This is a genomic window from Stenotrophomonas sp. STEN054 (genome assembly GCF_056854535.1).
This window is the reverse complement of record NZ_JBXFWG010000046.1, coordinates 16,958-34,836: the sequence shown is the minus strand read 5'-3', so window position 1 is coordinate 34,836 and position 17,879 is coordinate 16,958. Positions and strand designations below refer to the sequence as shown.

General features: G+C 62.2%; 18 protein-coding genes. 3 read left to right on the top strand and 15 right to left on the bottom strand.

Features of this window, described 5'->3' with window-relative positions:
* Window positions 1-365 precede the first annotated feature (365 nt).
* The 15 genes from AC1VXD_RS16105 to AC1VXD_RS16035 all read right to left on the bottom strand — a co-directional run bounded on the left by AC1VXD_RS16105 (window position 366) and on the right by AC1VXD_RS16035 (window position 15,861).
* Entirely contained in the window at window positions 366-818 is a 453-nt protein-coding gene (locus AC1VXD_RS16105) for a type IV secretion system protein (RefSeq protein WP_482992879.1), read from the bottom strand.
* Between the two features lie 1,020 nt (window positions 819-1,838).
* Window positions 1,839-2,393: a DUF4189 domain-containing protein gene (locus AC1VXD_RS16100; RefSeq protein WP_482992878.1), complete on the bottom strand. Its 555-nt coding sequence runs from the start codon at window positions 2,391-2,393 to the stop codon at window positions 1,839-1,841.
* Between the two features lie 37 nt (window positions 2,394-2,430).
* On the bottom strand, window positions 2,431-3,573 hold the full coding sequence (locus AC1VXD_RS16095; protein ID WP_482992877.1) for a TrbL/VirB6 family protein: 1,143 nt from the start codon (window positions 3,571-3,573) through the stop codon (window positions 2,431-2,433).
* Between the two features lie 75 nt (window positions 3,574-3,648).
* Window positions 3,649-4,440 carry a hypothetical protein gene (locus AC1VXD_RS16090; RefSeq protein ID WP_482992876.1) on the bottom strand — a complete coding sequence of 264 codons (792 nt, stop codon included), beginning with the start codon at window positions 4,438-4,440 and terminating at the stop codon, window positions 3,649-3,651.
* Window positions 4,441-4,500: 60 nt separating this feature from the next.
* Window positions 4,501-6,939: a VirB4 family type IV secretion/conjugal transfer ATPase gene (locus tag AC1VXD_RS16085; protein ID WP_482992875.1), complete on the bottom strand. Its 2,439-nt coding sequence runs from the start codon at window positions 6,937-6,939 to the stop codon at window positions 4,501-4,503.
* 84 nt (window positions 6,940-7,023) lie between these two features.
* Entirely contained in the window at window positions 7,024-7,332 is a 309-nt protein-coding gene (locus tag AC1VXD_RS16080; RefSeq protein ID WP_406235783.1) for a VirB3 family type IV secretion system protein, read from the bottom strand.
* Window positions 7,325-7,741 (bottom strand): TrbC/VirB2 family protein, encoded by a 417-nt coding sequence (locus AC1VXD_RS16075; protein ID WP_116862667.1) that lies wholly within the window; start codon window positions 7,739-7,741, stop codon window positions 7,325-7,327. Before AC1VXD_RS16075 ends, AC1VXD_RS16080 begins: the two co-directional genes overlap by 8 nt.
* A gap of 73 nt (window positions 7,742-7,814) precedes the next feature.
* Window positions 7,815-8,783 carry a lytic transglycosylase domain-containing protein gene (locus AC1VXD_RS16070; RefSeq protein WP_482992874.1) on the bottom strand — a complete coding sequence of 323 codons (969 nt, stop codon included), beginning with the start codon at window positions 8,781-8,783 and terminating at the stop codon, window positions 7,815-7,817.
* Window positions 8,784-8,786: 3 nt separating this feature from the next.
* Window positions 8,787-9,830, bottom strand: coding sequence for a P-type DNA transfer ATPase VirB11 (gene virB11, locus AC1VXD_RS16065; RefSeq protein ID WP_256643079.1), 1,044 nt, complete (start codon window positions 9,828-9,830; stop codon window positions 8,787-8,789).
* Between the two features lie 14 nt (window positions 9,831-9,844).
* A complete protein-coding gene (locus AC1VXD_RS16060) occupies window positions 9,845-11,089 on the bottom strand; it encodes a TrbI/VirB10 family protein (RefSeq protein ID WP_164074283.1) in 1,245 nt (414 codons plus the stop codon).
* Window positions 11,086-11,865 (bottom strand): TrbG/VirB9 family P-type conjugative transfer protein, encoded by a 780-nt coding sequence (locus AC1VXD_RS16055; protein WP_116862663.1) that lies wholly within the window; start codon window positions 11,863-11,865, stop codon window positions 11,086-11,088. The genes AC1VXD_RS16060 and AC1VXD_RS16055 overlap by 4 nt, the downstream gene beginning before the upstream one ends.
* Before the next feature lie 52 nt (window positions 11,866-11,917).
* Window positions 11,918-12,934, bottom strand: a complete 1,017-nt coding sequence (locus AC1VXD_RS16050) for a VirB8 family type IV secretion system protein (RefSeq protein WP_482992873.1) — start codon at window positions 12,932-12,934, stop codon at window positions 11,918-11,920.
* Between the two features lie 89 nt (window positions 12,935-13,023).
* Window positions 13,024-13,470 carry a hypothetical protein gene (locus AC1VXD_RS16045; RefSeq protein ID WP_482992872.1) on the bottom strand — a complete coding sequence of 149 codons (447 nt, stop codon included), beginning with the start codon at window positions 13,468-13,470 and terminating at the stop codon, window positions 13,024-13,026.
* A 417-nt stretch (window positions 13,471-13,887) separates the two neighbouring features.
* Window positions 13,888-15,567 (bottom strand): type IV secretory system conjugative DNA transfer family protein, encoded by a 1,680-nt coding sequence (locus tag AC1VXD_RS16040; protein ID WP_482992871.1) that lies wholly within the window; start codon window positions 15,565-15,567, stop codon window positions 13,888-13,890.
* A 36-nt stretch (window positions 15,568-15,603) separates the two neighbouring features.
* Window positions 15,604-15,861 (bottom strand): hypothetical protein, encoded by a 258-nt coding sequence (locus AC1VXD_RS16035; protein WP_482992870.1) that lies wholly within the window; start codon window positions 15,859-15,861, stop codon window positions 15,604-15,606.
* A 240-nt stretch (window positions 15,862-16,101) separates the two neighbouring features.
* Between AC1VXD_RS16035 and AC1VXD_RS16030 the strand changes: the two genes are divergently transcribed.
* From AC1VXD_RS16030 to AC1VXD_RS16020, 3 genes are all read left to right on the top strand, one after another.
* Window positions 16,102-17,298, top strand: coding sequence for an MFS transporter (locus tag AC1VXD_RS16030; RefSeq protein WP_164073281.1), 1,197 nt, complete (start codon window positions 16,102-16,104; stop codon window positions 17,296-17,298).
* 142 nt (window positions 17,299-17,440) lie between these two features.
* Complete coding sequence (locus tag AC1VXD_RS16025) at window positions 17,441-17,689, top strand: hypothetical protein (RefSeq protein WP_482992869.1); 249 nt, start codon at window positions 17,441-17,443, stop codon at window positions 17,687-17,689.
* Window positions 17,690-17,691: 2 nt separating this feature from the next.
* The gene (locus tag AC1VXD_RS16020) at window positions 17,692-17,874 is read left to right on the top strand and encodes a hypothetical protein (protein WP_482992881.1); all 183 of its coding nucleotides are present in this window, start codon (window positions 17,692-17,694) and stop codon (window positions 17,872-17,874) included.
* Window positions 17,875-17,879: the final 5 nt, after the last annotated feature.

Here is a 17,879-nt window from a genome sequence, read left to right as displayed (position 1 = left end):
GCCCGCTTCTCCTCGCGGCCCCCGCGCCGCCCCCCCCGGGCGGGGGGCCCCCCGCCCGCCCCGCCCTGGGGCAGCGGGGGGTGCTTTTTCCCCCGCCCCCCCTCCCCCCCCACACCCCCCCCCCCCCCCCCCAGGCGCGGGGCCGCCAACCCCCCACCCCCGACTCATCCCCCCCCCCCCCCCCCCCCCCCGGGACTGCCCCGCAACCGCTAGCCCCCTTGCCTCCCACGGGATAGGACCCAGGTGGACAACTCCCTCCTTCCGCCGAGGCGGCTCCACACCCAGCAAGTCCGGCCAGGAAAATAATTGTTCGCCAACAAGTGAGCGCTCTCATTAAAAGCTCCCCAGTGCAATGGCAAATGGGTTCAATGCTTACGGATTGGAGTTGCCCTACCCATTTGGCCAGAATTTAGCGTCGCGCCCTGGCTGCCGCCGTGCATTCTAGTAGGAGAAAGGCCCGCGTCAGACATACCTGAGCTCGCTGATGCCGGCGATGGCGGCGCATAACTCCCTGGCGGCTGGCCATTCGGCCCAGGTGCTGCCGCAATCGGACTGCCGCCTATCTGCGAATATGCCATGAAGCTACCCATGGCCCCCTGGAAGAACATCGCAGCCATTGGGGGCGCGGTCAGGATAAGCGTAGTGAGGATGAGGCCCATGCCGCCCTGCTGCAGCGCCTGGCTGGTCATGTTCACGCCTCCGTCCGGATCCAGCAGGAACTTCTCGATCAGCGCACTGGCCCAGAACGATGCCGACACGCTGATCACCATGTCCAGCGCGATCAAAATCATCGCCGACAACACGGCTGTGGGGAGCATCGTAGCAACGCCGTAAAAGTGCCTTTTTTAAACAGCGCCTTGGTGTATTCAAACAACAGGCAGAGGATGAAGGAAGGAACCAAACCAAGCCTGCGCACGGCTACAGAGCACCGAAGATCGCTTTGGGTTGCTGACGAACGAATCACTGCGGGCATCGCCACACCAGCGACGGTCTGAACCAGTTGGCTCGGTCACCGCATGGCGATCCGATGCGGTTGATGGAGATGGGAGGACAGCCCTACAACCCTAGCCACCGATTGGCTGCATGCCCTGACCGAAGTTGCCTCCAAGGGACTAAGCGGTAGCATGCAGACGGTCAGCGGCAGGAACGGAAACAGTGCTCTTGAATTCCCTTTCGTTGTTGCTCCTGGTAGCTAGCTGTGATGCAGCCGGGTATCGCTTACGTTCTCGTCGCATCGGCCGCAGAGCGCCCGAGATGTGCCGCAGTTCAGAATTTTTCAAACTTTGGAAGGCTACAGGCAGAATAGAACACCTTGCATTTTTTCCCGTCACCCCCTTGCAATACTTCGCAGCGTTCTAACGTGGGCGCAGGCGGCGTGTAACTACCCGGCGGCTGGCCATTCGGCTGCCTGATCGTCTTTGCCGCAGCAAGACCCAGCGGTGACCGGGTCCTTTAAGCCTAGGAACCATCTAAGCTGCGCACCGGTTGGAGTGTGTCAACAGCGCCTCCCACTCTTGGCGCCCTCAACAATGCACGTCTCAAGGGCCTCCGGCAACGGCTCTTCAGCTTTTTCGCGCCCGGCTGAAGCGCCCGCAAGCGAGGTGTTTGGGGGATGAGCGATTGCGACATATCGGGAATGCCATCAGCCGGTTTGACGAAGGCCATAGGCAGAAGGTCTCTATCTGCACCCTGACCGCCCCCTTGATTGGCACACACCCGCTAGTGCTCTTTCCCCCCACGCTACCCAAGAGCGACCATGCAACATCCGACCAATCACAGATGCAAAAGAGGCCATGGATTGGTCACCTCCACACTCGCCCATGCTGGGACGATTCCACTCAGAACTTCTCAAACACTGGCTTGCTGCACGCTGAGTAGAACGTCTTGCACTTCTTTCCCGTCACGTCCCTGCAGAGCTTTCGAGCGTTCTTTTCGGCCTCTCTAATACTCTTACCGGCGGAGACACCAGTTAGGTTCCCCCCTCCCTCGACCGATGGCACAAGCCATGCCGTGCACTGATTGGAATAGGTAAACACAGTTTCACAATCTCTTGCACCTTCAGAACCACACATCATTCTTGCGTCTGCGAGAGCCTCTTCCGCAGACTCCTTGTCGGCAGACAAGCCGACAACTGACGTGCTTTTCGACTGCACCAGTGCACCGAACCTTGAATACCATCGGCCGGTTGGCTGGGGCGGAAGAAGCGGCGCGTCATTCTCGCCCTGCCCCTGCTGCGATTGCTGCGCGCCAGGAATTGGAGCGCATCCAAGCAACCCCTGCGAGCTACCTATAGGGTACTGACCGGGTGGGCATCGACCCTCGGCAAAAGAGGACGCAGGGTTTGCCAATACGAAAATCAAAGTCAAACCGCTGAAAAATCTGGCTATTTTCATCGCACTTTCCTCGCAGCAACCCGACCGACAAAAGCAATCAAGAATTGGAATCAGCCTTGCCCTTCAAGCCAGCCGGAGAAGTCATGCTTCCGTCTACTCCGGGCATCCTGGGCATGCTAGAAGAGGTGACCTCGCTCGAACGCGCCGTAGTTGGCGCAGCTGGGGTATAGCTACCCGGCGGCTGCCCATTGGGACCCGGCGCAACCGGTACTGCGCTGCCACCTATCTGCGAGTATGCATTAAAGCCGCCCAGCGTCCCCTGGAAGAACATCGCAGCCATTGGGGGCGCAGTCAGGATGAGCGTTGTGAGAATCAGGCCCATGCCACCCTGCTGAAGTGCCTGACTGGTCATGTTGACGCTGCCCTCAGGGTTCAGCAGGAATTTTTCGACCAGAGCAGTAGCCCAGAACGACGCAGAAACACGGATCACCATATCCAGCGCAATCGAGATCATGGCCGACAGCACCGCCATCGAGAACATCGTACCTATGCCGTAGAACAGCCATTTCTGGAACAGTGCCTTGGTCTGGTCAAACAGCAGACACAGGATGAACAATGGCCCCAGGCCAATAAACAATGCCAAGGCAACTTCATACAGCAGCAACATCGCGCCGGCTGTAACAGCAGGTCCACCTGCGCCGAGCCCAACCGCCCACAGTGCTCGGTTCTTGTCATCCTGCAGACTGCCATCATTGAGGACGTTGATTGCGTCGATGCTGGACAAGCCTACCTGCATCCAGGCCAGACTTTTGTCGATCTGATCCTCCGCCGAGTCATTCTTGCCGGTCACCACATAAGTGATTTCGTTCTTCAGATCCTTGACCAGAAAGTTCTTCAGGCTGCCACCGAACATGGCCATGCTGGTAGCAACGCTGACGATCAAGGCTGCGCGCGCCATGTTGGTCACCAGGACCATCATCGAATCGCGACTGCGCCCCGTCACGATACGAAAGCCCTGGACCAGCACCCAAAGCGTCATCAAGGTCAAAGCGATGCCGCCGACCCAGGCCATCGTGTGTCCCAGCAATTCGATGCCGAACTGATCGATCCGCTTGCGCAGATAGGAGAGGATCAACCGGAAGAACACGAAGTCCCCGATCGACTGGACCCGGACGGCGTAGCTCAGCAACTCATTCAAGCCGCCGGAGAAGTCAAAGCTAGTGATCGATCGAATGGTCATTCCTGATGTTCCTGTCTGATTCCTTCACGCCGGGCGCCGATCCCTGGCCGGTGTTTCAACATGATCCGGCGTCGATCAATCAATACTGAGAGCGGTCTTAAGTGCTACGGTCTGCACAAGATCCTTGGCGAGCCCGGTGCCGCCCTTCAATGCCTGCTTGGCAACGATCTTCTGGTTGGCTTCCATCACTTCGATATAGGCGTCATACGCCTTGATGCGCGCTTCAAAGTTCTGGACCGTGGCATTCATCTCATTGGCGGTACGCAGCGCATCGCTCTGCACCGCTGACATGTTGCCTGCATCGTTACTCAGCAGACGCAAATCCAAGATCGATTCCATGCTTTTGATAAATGACGGGCCCGTCTTCACCATGAAGTTCACGGCCTCGTTGTACTTGCGGTTTTGCATCATGCGGATGTTCACGCAGATCTGCTGTTGCTGGGCCTTCCAGTCGCCGTTTGAATCAAAGACGATCGACGTCAGCAGACCCTTGAGATCGGCACCCGTGCCACAGGTCTGCGCGACCAGATAGTTGTCCGCCACAGGTGTCAGCGGCGCCGCATCAGGCAACCCGAAGCTGTTCATGATGCCCTGCACCTTGACCAGAGCTTCACGGTACTCCTGGATGGTCTGGTTCCAGTCCTTTAACCAGTTCGCGTTTTCCTTGATGAACTGCGCCTTCTCCTGAACCTTCGAAGCAAGCGTGTTCAACTGGTTGAGAAAGTGCTGTCCGAGGGCAGGCCCGGTTTCCTGCACGGGTCCGAATGCGCCGGCATTGGTGGCAGTCATTGCCATCGCCACGCCCAGTGCCAGAGCGATCGGCTTGAAAATTTTGCGGGCGCGTGCCCGAGACTTGACGTTGTTCATCGAATACTCCTGCTGTACTGAGTGACGCCCCACTTGCCTTCCCCTGTTACTGGTCCGCCTTCAGGCGGCGTCAGGCTCGGCTACCTTGCCAGAGCCCTTGCGATTTTTGTAGAACTCTTCCAGCCACTGCTCCGGCGTCAGCTCGTCCACCGTCACGCGCGCACGAATGGCTGCGGTCTGCAGCACGCGGTGCATCACGTCGATGTTGTCGGTGGACGCGGAGATCACCGACAGGATGTCGTCCATGCCGCGCAGGTTGAGCTGGCAGACGCTGGATGCATGACCCTGCTTGACCAGGAAGCAGCGCGAGCGCTCGTCCAGTGCGGTGACCACCCGGAACTCGGCCTCGGTCAGCTTGAGGCCATCCATGTAGTCGCTCTTGCTGGCGTTCGGGTTCGGCAGCAGGATCAGCGTGGCCGTCTGCTCGATCAGCGCCGCGGAGATGTCGCTCTTCAGCGCATCTTCCGGGCTCTGCGTGGCAAAGATGCCCAGGCCGTTCTGCTTACGGATGGTCTTCTGCTTGTTCTTGGCGAATTCCTTCAGGCCACCCTCGCCGTCCAGGATCTTCCAGAATTCGTCCATTACATAGATCAGCGGACGACCATCGATCAGCGACTCCAGGCGGTGCAGCAGGTAGTTGATGACCGGCACGCGCACTTCGGGGTTGTCGATGATGTCGGTGTAGTCAAAGCCAATGATGTTGGCCTTGCTCAGGTCCACCGTATCGACCGGGTTGTCGAACACCCAGCCCAGCGAATTGCCTGACGTCCAGCGGCGCATGCGCGCGTACAGGCCATCGTCGCCCATGTTGGGCAGGCTCTTCTGGAAGTTGGTCATGCTGCGCAGGTGCATCGGCGTGTCGAGCATGCTCTCCACCGCGCGGTAGATGTCCTCTTCCTCGCGGGCGCTGTACTCGCGCTTGCCAGCCAGCACCTTGATCAGGTCGGCCAGGAACTGCACGTTGCCTTCGTTGCTCTCGCACTGGAACGGGTTGAAGCCGGTCGGCGCGCCGTTCTCCAGGGCCAGGTAGTTGCCCCCACAGGCCCTCACGAAGATCTCCGCGCCGCGGTCCTTGTCGAAGAAGAAGATGGTCGGCGACGGCTCGTACTTCTGCACCTGGCTGAGCAGGAAGTTGATCAGCGCGGTCTTACCCGTACCCGACTTGCCGATCACCATGGTATTGGCGATGGCCTTCTCACCCAGCGAATTCTCCGACGGGTGGGTGGCGTGGAAGTTGAAGTAGTACGGCTGCCCATTGGTGGTCTGCAACGTCGTAACGCAGTCACCCCACGGGTTGTTGTGCTGCTTGCCGGTGGCGAAGTTGTGCAGCGGCGACAGGCCGAGGAAGTTCAGCGAGCTGACATTGGCCAGTCGCGTGCGGTAGCGCCAGTTGCCCGGCAGCTGCGAGTAGAACGACGACGTGACGGCCAGATCTTCCTTGGTCGACACGAAGCCGGCATTGGACAGCTCGGCGCGCGTGGTGGCGACGTTCTGCGACAGCTTGGCCTGGCTGTCGCCGTACACGGTCATGATGAAGTGGTACTCGCCCAGCACGAAGTTGCCCGAGGACAGCTGGTCCATCGCCTGGTCGAGCTCGACGATCTGGCTGACCGCCTTGTCACCCGAGGAGATCATCATGCCCTTGGTGCGGTCCAGCACCTTCAGCGCGTCCTGGCGACCCATCGGGCTGAACGAATGGGTGATGATGTACTCGTAGTCCAGGTACTTCAGACCATTGAGGATGCCCGGGTAGGTACCCTCGGCATACTCCTTGATGTTCAGGATGGCACCGAAGTGGTTGGCACCATTGGGGGTATTGATGACGAAGTCACCGGTCTTGGCCGAGAACATGTGTCGGCTGACCGGCAGATAGTCCTTCACCGGGGCGGACAGCACTGGAACCGGCTCATCGATGCGATTGATCAGGTAGCCGAACAGCTCCAGCGTTTCGGAGAAGACCACGCCGTTCTTGGCTTCATACATGCCCAGGCGATACGGCGCGTAATCGCGGATGACGGCCTCGACGTTGCCGGCCAGCTCGAGCAGCTTTTCGACGGCCTGTTCCTGCTCCGCACGCAGCTTGTCGACATTGGCCGACTTCTCGACGAAGCGCTTACCGGCCACTACCGGCCGATAGATCATCGTCAGGTACAGCTCGTTCTGCATGATGCGCTGCGAGGACAGCATGCCCATGTACTGGTCGGACACGTCCTGGTTGAAGCGCTGCTTGAACGCGCTCTTTCCCTTCAGCGTGCGGCGACGGCGGATGTCATGCACCCAGAACGCAACGTTGACGAAATCCGGCGCGCGCAGGGTCTGCAGCAGTCGGTTGAACGTATTGTGCCGGTGCTCCAGCTCCCACTCCTCGCGACCGACAAACGGCAGCCCTTCCAGATGCCAGGTCAACAGGTAATCGCCGCCCGTGGTCTTCACCACGTTCGGGGCTACATGCGACGACAGGGGAATGAATTCGCTGATGGAGGTATCTGGGCTGAACATTCGACTGCTTCCAAAGAGGTACTGCCAGGGGAGTTTCGTCAGGAGCCGACGGGCGATGGACGCCCGTCGGTTCCCTACCGGCCCTCAATCCATGCGGGCCGGCTTGTCGCGGTAGTGATTCGGGTTGAACACCCACATGCCATCGTTCTCACGCACGTTTCGTACCCTCAGCTTGACCATCAGGCGCAATCCCAGCAGCCGGAAGATCATTTCATCGCGCTTGGCCATCTGCCGCATGATGAAAACCGCGACCGGAATGGTCAGCAGGAACCAGAAGTTCGTGTACATGCTGAGCAGCAGCAACCCACCGGCCACCATGAAGAACGGCAGGTAGGGCACGCCCAGGAACATCGCAGGTCGGGTGCAGCCACGAAAAACGACGTTCTTATGCACCGTAGTACTGAGCGACGTTCTTGATGACCATCAGCGCCATGCCGCCGTTGCCGCTGGTGGCATTGCACTCGCCGAACTCATCACCCAGCAGCATCTTGGCGATCTGGCCAGCAGCGCCGATCAGCACGCCACCAATCAGGATCGGTGCGACATCACCAATGCGCTTGTGCGCGAAGGCAATCTGATAACCGGCGAAGATCACGGCGATGGTGACGACGGCGATCGAAGCCATGTTGAGCAGGCCGTTGACGCTGCCGAAGAAGCCGCAGACCTTGCCATCGGTACCACCGTAGTTGACGTTGTTGGCGAACGCCTCAGGTGCGAGGACGGCACCCGCAAATGCGACGGCCATCAGCATGGTCTTCAGCGTGCGCTGGGCCTGTACGACATCGAGATTGAAACGCTTCATGGATGGATTTCCTTGTTGATGGACTAACACAACTGAATCGACCGGCCGGGGGACCAGTCGCACCACGACTTCGTCAGAACACGAAGGCCGCATCCCCTGCGGGAATCTGTCGAACCGGAGCGGCAGGTGCCGCCGCCGGTGCGTTGTAAACATTGCCAGGTGCCGCAACCGGCTGATTGCGTTCATTCCACGGACGGAGCATCACCGGGGCATCGCTGCCGCCTGCGCCGGCACCCGGCAGCTGCTGCGGCATGGCCAGGGACGGTTGCTGCGCTGCGGTCTGCGGCAACTGCTGCGGCAGCGGCTGCGGGTAGCCCTGGGGCGCCTGCGGTTGCATCGCGCGATCCACGGAACCCAGCACCACCCGGGACAATGCCTGGTCGGCAATGTTCAGCAGGCTGCCGCGTGCCATCGCACCGGTCGAGGGATACACCGTGTAGGCACGCGCAGGGTCATTGCTGGGCATATAGACCGGCGCAGTGTTCTGCGCCACGATCCGTGCTTCCATCGGCGACACGCTCTGCGGGTGGTGTTCGACCTTGACCACGCGGCGCTCGCCACGGTCGACCACGTCGATGGGCGCCACGCCATTGCTGGCCAGCTGCTGCCCACGTCGCATCGAATCATAGATCTTCTGCACGTAACCGTGGCGGAAGCCGGTGGAAAAATTGCCCGAGTAGTAGCAGCTGAAGGACTTGCCCCAGTCCTGCCCCGAGCGCTTGTAGCACTCGGCCAGGATGCGTGACCCGGCTTGCAGGTTGGCGCACTGCTGGAAGGCCTTTTCGTAGGAATCCAGACCGTACTTGCCAAGGTTGTAGCGGTTGACCTGGGCCAAGCCGACAGAGAAGTTGTAACCCTTCTCTTCCAGCATGCGCACCGTCGCCAGCGCTTCATCCAGCGCCTTGGGCTGGCGCACCAGGGCGCCGCCCACCACGCCGATGGCATAGGGGTTGCGCGAGGATTCGACATTGATGACGTGCTGCATCACGTCCATGGAGACGGCCATTTCCGGGCACGCCATCATTTCCAGACCTGGGAGCATGATTCAGCCCTCCTGCCCCTGGGCACGCCCAGGATTGAAGTCGATGCCGGTGATGTAGCGCGCACCGGCATGCGCCTTGATATGTACGACGATGTCGATGGTCATCATCAGCAGACGCTTGATGACGTTGAATTCCAGGCCCGAGCCCTCGGTGGATGCCTTGACCATCAGCGCAAGCTGGTCCCAGGTCTGCTCCGGGCTGCCGGCGTGGCAGCTGGTGATCGAACCAGGGTGGCCGGACGCGCAGTTACGGATGAAGTAGAACGCCTCATCGCCGCGCAGCTCGGCGAGGATGATGCGCTCTGGCTTCATGCGCAGGCAGGCTTCCATGCAGCTCTTGGCGGTGACATTGCTGGCGCTCTGGCCGCCCTTCGAATACAGCAGGTGCACCACGTTGGGTTGGGTCAGGAACAGCTCGCGGGCATCCTCGATGGTGACCAGACGCTCGCTGTCCGGAATGTGGTTGACCAGCGCCTTCATGAAGGTGGTCTTGCCGCTGCCGGTTGCGCCAGACACGACAATATTCTTGCGGTACATCACCGCGCGCCGGAAGAACTCGGCGTACTCGCGGGTATGCCGCAGCTCCAGCAGCTCGCGGTCCTGCTCGCTCAGGCTGCCATCCTGCTCGAGTATCTGTGCAAAGAAGCCGTCCTCGTGGTACTGCGTGAGCGACTTGGTGTGCTTGGATGGCAGGCGGATGGTGATCGACACCTTGCCGGCATCGCACGCCGGGGGAATGACGAACTGGGCACGCTGCCCGGTCGGGAAGGTCAGCGACACGACCGGATCGGCATCGGTGATGCGCTGGCCGGTGTTGCTCTCGTTGACCACGGCGGTGCAGAACTGCCGGGCCCGCTCGAACGTCAGGCCGGGCACGTCCACGCGCTGCCACCCTGCCCGCGTCTCCAGGTACAGCTCGCCCGGACGGTTGATGCAGATTTCCGTCACTTCAGGCGAGGTCATGTACTCGGCGATGCCCAGCACTTCGTACTGATAGCGCAGGAAATCGCTGGAGACGAGGGCGAGGGGTGACACTTCGGCGTCCATGGTCGTTCTGTCGGTTACCGGCGCGGGTTGAGCACATTGGTGAAGTCAACGTCCTTGGCGACGTAGACGTTCACGATGGTGCCCTGGTTGATGGTGACCGTCGGCGGGCGGCGGCCTTCGCTGAGCGCCTCGTTGGCCAGGCGTTCCATGGTGCGTGCGGTGGCACTCTCGTAAGGCGACTGCACGGCGAACCCATTGCTACCGATGGTCGTCGACTCCGGCCCGTGCTCTGCAGCGGCGTATTTGAAGGCGTCGGCAATCAGGCTGATCATCAGCGCCGACGCGATGCGGCTACCCCAATGCGCGCTGTACTGGCCCGGATGACCTGCGCCACCCAGCCCATCGACGCCCGGACTGGACATGGCCACATCGATACCATTGGGCGTGGTGATACGGTCCCAAATGACCTCGACACGCTTGCCCGAGGGGCCGCCACCGTAGGCACCGTAGATCTTCGAGCCCTTCGGCAGCAGCAGGCTGCGACCGTTGATCGAGTAGACCGGCTCGGTGAGCAGGCAGGAGGTATAACCGGCCAGGTCGGTGATGATGCGGGTTTCCAGCACGCAGCGCAGGTAGGTGCCTCGCACAAGCAGCGCATCGGGGCTCTGGATGTAGGTGGCACTGGACACATCTTCGACATCCGGCCCGCGACGGACTTTGGCCGGCGCTGCATTCTGACCGCCCAGGAACTGGGCTTGAGCCTGCAGCGCACGCGCATACTCATCCGACTCACTGAAACCACCGGGCTGCTGGTCGCCGTTGCCAACCATGCCGCCCGTCGAGCCCATGCGACGCTCCGCCAGGGTCGGACCACGCGGCTCACTGCGATCATCCATCGAAAGCGGCGAGGCCGGACGAGTCGGGCCCTCCGGTTGCGGGAGCGGCGGCAACGGCTGCGCCACGGGAATCGGCTCGGCCGGACCGGTCGCTGCGGGCGAGTCGACGCCCGGCAGGGTCGGCGTGCTGGCACGGGCGACCTGCGGCGGCGGCGTATCGTCCGCGGGCTCCCTGCCCTTGCGCAGCAGCAGGAAGCCCATCGCCAGCACCAGCACCAGGATGCCGCCCAAGAACATCAGCGCCTTGCGGTTCAGGCGCTGCTCTTCAGCCGAGCGCAGCTGCGGAGCAGCGGCGTCCAGATCGGGCGCGTCCTGGGTCCGGGCATTGCCGTAATACGGGTTGGACGACGTCTCCTGGCCCGCCGGGTCCTGCCCGTACGGAGACTGATTCGGGTCATTGCCCGGAGTGTTCTGCTGGCTCATTTCTTCACGTTCCTTCGCAGACCGACGACGAAGTCGCCGTGGCGGATGACCAGGTACGGGTACGTCCCGTGCACGATCAGCGTGTTGCCCTCAACGGTGGTGTTGACCACGAAGTCCTCACCGTATTCCTTCTCGCGCCCGAAGACTGCCGGGAAAATGCCTGTCTTGTACTCCGGCGAATTCGGCAGCTTGAGGTAGGTGAAGCGGCCGTCGTCGTAGGCGTGCACCGGGATCAGCCACCCCATCTTCTTCGCCTTGCTGGTCGAATAGGAGTAGTTGAAGTTGTACTGGCGATCCTTGGCCAGTTCGGTGCTCAGCAGCGGCTTGGCCTCTTCTTCCACCGCTTCCTGGGCCACGCCGAACACGGTCTCGTTCGGGTAGACGAACTCGATCTTGTACTGCACGCCGGCACGGCGGGCCTGTTCCAGCTGGCGCCAGTCGGTCGCCACCACCTTCAGTTCGAAGATGTAGGAATGGGTCTCGGTACGCACCATCATGTTGGTGTCGACGTCGACGTTCTTCGGCTTGAGGTAGAAGACGTTCTCGCGACGGGTCAGTTCCCAGCCACTGCTGAAGCCGGTGCTGTAGTCGAGGATCTTCTCGTTCGGACTCAGCTCGATCTGGGTGGTCAGACCCAGGCCGGTACGAACCGGGTAGATCCGGTCCTTCTCATACTCGTATCGGTCCACTGCCTGTGCCATCGCCGCGGTGGAAAACACCAGCGACAGCAACGACAGCAGCGCCAATGCGCTCCCCCTGACTTTTCGACTACTCATCGGTTGCTTGCTCCATCAGCATTTCCGGTGGATTGGTTCTGTGCGTGGTTCATCAGCCACCCCGCATCGGTTGCGCCTGCGCGGGCTGCATGCCCTGCGGCTGTCCCTGCATCGGCTGCGCCTGCTGCATCGGCTGGCCCTGGATGGGCTGGCCCTGCTGCATGGGTTGCCCCTGCACGGGCTGGCCCTGCATCGGCTGGCCGGTGGCCGGATCGACCATCGGCGCTGCGGCCGGGCTGTTCGGGTCGTACATGCCCTGTGCCTGTGCTGCAGCCTGCTGCGCCTGCTGCGCTGCGTCCGCCTGCTGCTGCATCGCGCCCTCATCGGGCACCGGCACGCCGCGGGCGTAATCGTTGTCGACGCGGTACTCGGTGACCTGGAAGGCCAGCGGGTTGAGCACGCGATCCTGTTCGGACAACGCCAGGTTCTGGTTGTACTCGAAGCGCATCGTGACCAGCTGGTTGTCCAGGTAGGTCGAGACCCCCGTACGCTTGTCCAGCAGGCTGCGCTGGATACGCACGGACGCGCCTCGGAAGCTGCCGTTGGCCTGGGCGGCCAGCGGTGTGATGCTGAGGATCTTCACGCGGATGGCCTTGCCGCGCCCATACATCACGAACGGGTTCTGCGGATTGTTGCCCGCGTAACGCTGCTTCATGCTCGCGCCCACCGCGTCGGTGGACATCACGAAGACCAGCTCCCAGTCGCGCAGGCCCATCACAGCGGAGTCGTAGGACTCACGCGCCAGCACGTACTGGGCCACGTTGCTGCGGTTGACGGCTTCGTTGGTGGTGATGGTCTCGCCCTGGAACGTGCCACGCAGGCGCGCCACGGTGGCGGTGCCGGTGTAGGCGTCAGCCATCACCAGGAACGGCACTTTTTCCTTCAGCGGCAGCATGTAGTAGTAGCCACCGGCCAAGGCCAGCGACATCAGCAACGATGCGGTGGCCACCCACCACGCGCGCCGCTCGCTGCGGCGTGCCATGTCGGCCACGGTGATCTCGTAGCTGACCGCCTTGGCGACCGACTGCTCGACCTTCTGGCTGTTGCCTGCATCCTTCTTGCGGAACATGGATTCTTCCGTACTGCTGAAACATCAATGGGTGCAACGCCCCGTCGCCAGGCGCGGGGTGCAGCATGTTCGATGGTTTCCTGGATGCCTCAGCTGCCGCTGTCCGGGTCCGGGCTCTGGGCCGACGCGGTCGGCGTCGATCCGGCGCTCTGCACGACAATCTGGTTGCCGACGATGGACACGGAAACGCCCTGCGCCGCGTAGGCCGACGTGACATCGATCACGGCCTGCTGCGCGTTGGTCGTATCAATCCGCGTCACCGCTCCGTAGAGGGTGAAATCCGAGCTGAGGCGATAATCCAGCGTGCGGCCGGAATCCCTGGCCCAGCGGTCGAGCATGCCCTTGAGCGTGCCGTCCATGGGCGAGGCCTGGTACACGTAGCTGGAATACAGCGGAATCTCGGTGGGGGTTTCCGCGAAACGGTTGACCGGCTTCCACCGGCCGCCGAAATCGGGTGCGGGCTTGGTGGCACATCCGGCCACCATCAACGCCGCCGCTGCGGCGATGGACAACTTTGCGATAAACGCCTGATTCATACGGGCTTCACTTTGACGTACGAAAAAGCAGTCCCGATGTTGGTCCCCTGGCCGCTCCGGGTTGGCGTGATGCCAATCGGACACGCGTCGGAAACCCGACGCGTAGGCGTGGCTTCACGACGGCTCCCCGGCGGCCCGAAGACCGCCAACCAGGTTGCTGAAAACGGTTACACCAACCCATCCTCTCGCACCCTCACCAACTTCGGAACCATCCCTGTTCCAATGGCTGAAACTCCTGGCCACTTCTGAAAGCGAGCTGAACCAAAAGGTCCCTGCGCCGTGCATAGACTGGCACAACCACACGTCAATTGAATGTCAGACAACTCTGAATTGCCTAAACGTATGGCGTTTTCTTGACGCACCTCACAAATTTATATTTGTGAGACCGCGTCTTTTGCCCCGTCGGATGCGGCTTCCTCACAAATTCAGAACAGGAGCTTCCACTTTTGGCAGTAGACGCGACGTGAAATATTTATCTTTGTAGTAGCGGATCTTGTCGCATTTCACCGGATGGGGGATGCCCTCGTAGAGGAACACTTCCTTGTCCGGGCCCATCGCCTTCAGTTCCTGCGGCAGCATCAACGCACGACGCTCCTCGGTGAAACTGTGGGTCTTTTCACGCGCGTGGGTGACGTTCTTCTTGCGGATGGTGGTGTAGCCCAGCATGTCCGAATAGTCGTTGGCATCCTGCTGCTCACGCGGCGCGTAGAGGATCTGAAGCGCGTGGTTGGTGATGATGGTGCGGGAGATCTCCCGGCCATAGGTCGCGTCCAGCTGCGACATGCTCTGGATGATCGGCAGCAGGCGCACGTTGTAGCCGGCCATGTAGGACACCGCCGAGGCGATGATGTCGACCTTGCCGATCGAGGTGAATTCGTCCATCAGCAACAGGCACTGGTACTTCAGGTCCGGGTTGGACTTGGGCAGTTCCTTGGTGTTGAGGTTGATCAGCTGGCTGAAGAACAGATTGATGATCAGGCGGCTCTCGGCCAGCTTGTTGGGCTGGATGCCGATGTAGATGGTCATCTTCTTCTTGCGCACGTCGGTGAGCAGGAAGTCGTTGGTACTGGTGGCCTTGTCCAGCACCGGGTTGACCCAGGCGTTCAGCGGTTCCTTGAAGGTGCCCAGGATCGAGGCGAAGGTCTCGTCGGCCTGGGACAGCATGTTGGCGAACGCCGAGCGCGCATTGCTGCTCAGGAATGGCCGTTCGGACAGGCTCTTGAGGAACTTCTTCAGCTCGGTGCCATCGCCCGAGGACAGGCGATACACCGCGCCCAGCGTGGGCGTGCCCTGGCCGCCGGGGAAGCCGCTGGCGCGCTCGTCATCCCAGTTCTCGAACAGGTACAGGGTGAAGGCGATGAAGGCGTTACGGGCCTGGCTGACCCAGAACTTCTGGTCCTCCGCACCATCGGGGTACAGCATGGCGCCGATGCTCATCAGGTCCGAGATGCGGAAGGCCGGATCGTCGGACACGTAACTCAGCGGGTTCCAGCGGTGGGTCCGGCGGTCCTCGGCGAAGGGGTTGAACAGGTAGATCTCCTGCCCTTGGCTGGCGCGCCAGCCGCTGGTCAGGTCGAAGTTCTCCTGCTTGATGTCCAGTACCACCAGCGACTCGCCGTATTCGAGCAGGTTCGGGATGACCACGCCGACGCCCTTGCCCGAACGGGTCGGGGCGGCGAGGATCACGAACTGCTGGCCATCCAGCCGCACCAGCTTGCCGCCATGGCTGCCGACCACGATGCTCTGCGCGGTCTTCTTGTACAGGCCGTGCTTGGCCAGGTCGGAACCGGTGGCAAAGCGCGCGTCGCCGTGCAGCGATTTCTTCTCTTTCTTCAGCAGCCACACCAGGCTGCCCACCAGCACCACCAGCAGCGGCAGGCCGAAGCTCAGGTAGCCGGCCCACCTGATCTTGCCCACGAACGGGGCGACCTGTGGCTGGCCCAGCGCGCTGTAGTACTGGTAATAGGTATTCCAGGTGAACAGTTTGGTGTCCAGGCCAAGCAGCAACAGCGTCAGGTAGCCGGACAACGCGAAACCAAGCAGCAGGGCGACCACCGTAGCGATGGCGATGGTCAGGAACTTATTACTGGGCAACACCCGAATCCTCCATGATGCGCACTGAGGCGCGACGGCCTAGCGGCGGCGTCGTTGCGACGCCCATTTCCGCAGGTTGGTTTCATTTTCCAGCCCGGGCTCGATGCCCTCTTCACGCTCCAGCACCTCCAGGTACCGGCGCGCTTCGGCCAGCGACATCAGATCGGTCAAACGCTCCCCGTCATCGGCGATGACCGTATGACCGATGACATCGCCGGGAGCGTACACCGGCGCGTGGGTCACCGCTACCAGCCGATAGCGGCCGCGCAGCTCGATTTGATGCGTGTACTCCTGCATGCATTCTTCTCCGTGATGGCGTTCACATCGCGTGCCCGCGTCAGGCGATGATGCCGCCGCTGCCGTGGTGGCGGCATGCAGGCGGCGCAGACGAAGATCCACACTGCGCGTGGGAAGGTGACGCGGCCCAAGGTCCGGTCAGTCGGTGCCACCCATCAAACACTGATTTACCCTGACGCGGGTGCCGCTGCTGCAGTGCAGCAGTACAATGAGCGGCTTCCCTCGCCCTGCCCGACCCGCATGAGCCCCAATTCTCCCTTGGCCGCGCGGCTGACGCCGCGTCAGCGCACCTGGATCATCCTTGCCCTGTCGCTGGGTGGCTTTGCCATCGGCACCAGTGAATTCGCCAGTATGGGCCTGATGCTGGAGATCAGCCGCGGCCTGTCGATCAGCGAGACCCAGGTCGGCCACCTGATCAGTGCCTACGCCATCGGCGTGGTGGTCGGCGCGCCGATCCTCGCCTTCATCGGCGCCTCGTTCCCGCGCCGCAAGCTGCTACTGGCGCTGATGGGCTTCTACGCAGTGGGCAACCTGGCCAGCGCCCTGGCGCCCAACTACGGCACGATGCTGATCGCGCGCTTCGTCGCCGGTCTGCCGCATGGCGCCTACTTCGGCGTGGCGATGCTGGTAGCCGCGGCCATCAGCCCTGCCGGCCAGCGTGGCCAGGCGATGTCGCGGGTGCTGCTGGGCCTGTCCATCGCGATCCTGATCGGCAACCCGCTGACCACCTGGCTGGGCCAGCAGCTGAGCTGGCGCACCGCCTTCGCCCTGGTCAGCGTGCTGGCCATCGCCACAGTGGTGATGATCGCCCGCTTCCTGCTGCCCGACCCGGACGAGGTGCGTACCTCGCCGATGCGTGAGCTGCGCGCGTTCAACACCACCCAGGTGTGGCTGGCGCTTGGCATCGGCGCGGTCGGCTTTGCCGGCATGTTCTGTGTCTTCACCTACCTGGCGCCGACCCTGGTGCAGGTGACCGGCGTGGCCGAGTCGTGGATGCCGCTGGCCGTGGGCGTGTTCGGCATCGGCGCGATCATCGGCAACATCGCCGGCGGCTGGCTGGTGGACAAGTTCCACTTCAACGCCGCTGCCGTCGTGCTGGTGTGGTCCATTGTGATGCTGCTGCTGTACCCGCTGGCCGCGCAGTCGGTGTGGACCATCGGCCCGATGATCATCACCGTGGGCACCATGGGTGCGCTGGCCGCCGTGCTGCAGACCCGCCTGATGGACGTGGCCGGCGAGGCGCAGACACTGGCCGCCGCCTCCAACCATGCGGCGTTCAACACCGCCAACGCGCTGGGCCCATGGCTCGGTGGTATGGCCATCAGCGCCGGCTTCAGTCCGGCCACCACCGGCTATGTCGGTGCCGCCACCGCCATCGGTGGCCTGCTGCTGTGGGGCGTGTCGATGCTGGTTGACCGCCGCCGCAAGGCGGCTTGAGGTCCTGCAACACAGCCCTTGCCACAGACGGGGGCTGCGGCCACGCGGCTGGATTTGACCTTGCCACCGCATCGGGCTGACGGTGCCGTCACAGGTGAAAGTGTGACGATGAATACACCTTCTCCCTGGCACCCCTTCCCTCATGTCGGACACCGGTCATTTCGCCATTCGCGCCTTCGAAGCCGTCTTCAACATGGCCGGCGGGGTTGAACGCATCACGTCGCTGACGGTGACCTGCAACCACTGCGATGCCACGACCTCGTCCACCGAAGGCAACCTGCTGCACCTCCCCGGCGGCACCCTGTTCCGCTGTGACGACTGCGGTTGCCACCAGGCAGTGAGCAATGCGCGTGTGGCCGACTGGCAGCTGCCGCGCGTGCTGGGCGTATGAACATGGAGGCATCGCTGACCGGAGCAGAGCGCCGGATCCTGCAGGCCATTGCAGATGCGGAGCAGGTGGACAGTGACGCCGCCAGCTGGGCGGTCTCGGCAGGCCTTGCCGTGCAGGCGGAAGACGGCGATATCGACCTGACCCCGCGCGGACGCGACGTGCTTCAGGCACATCCGTCGCGCTGAGGCGG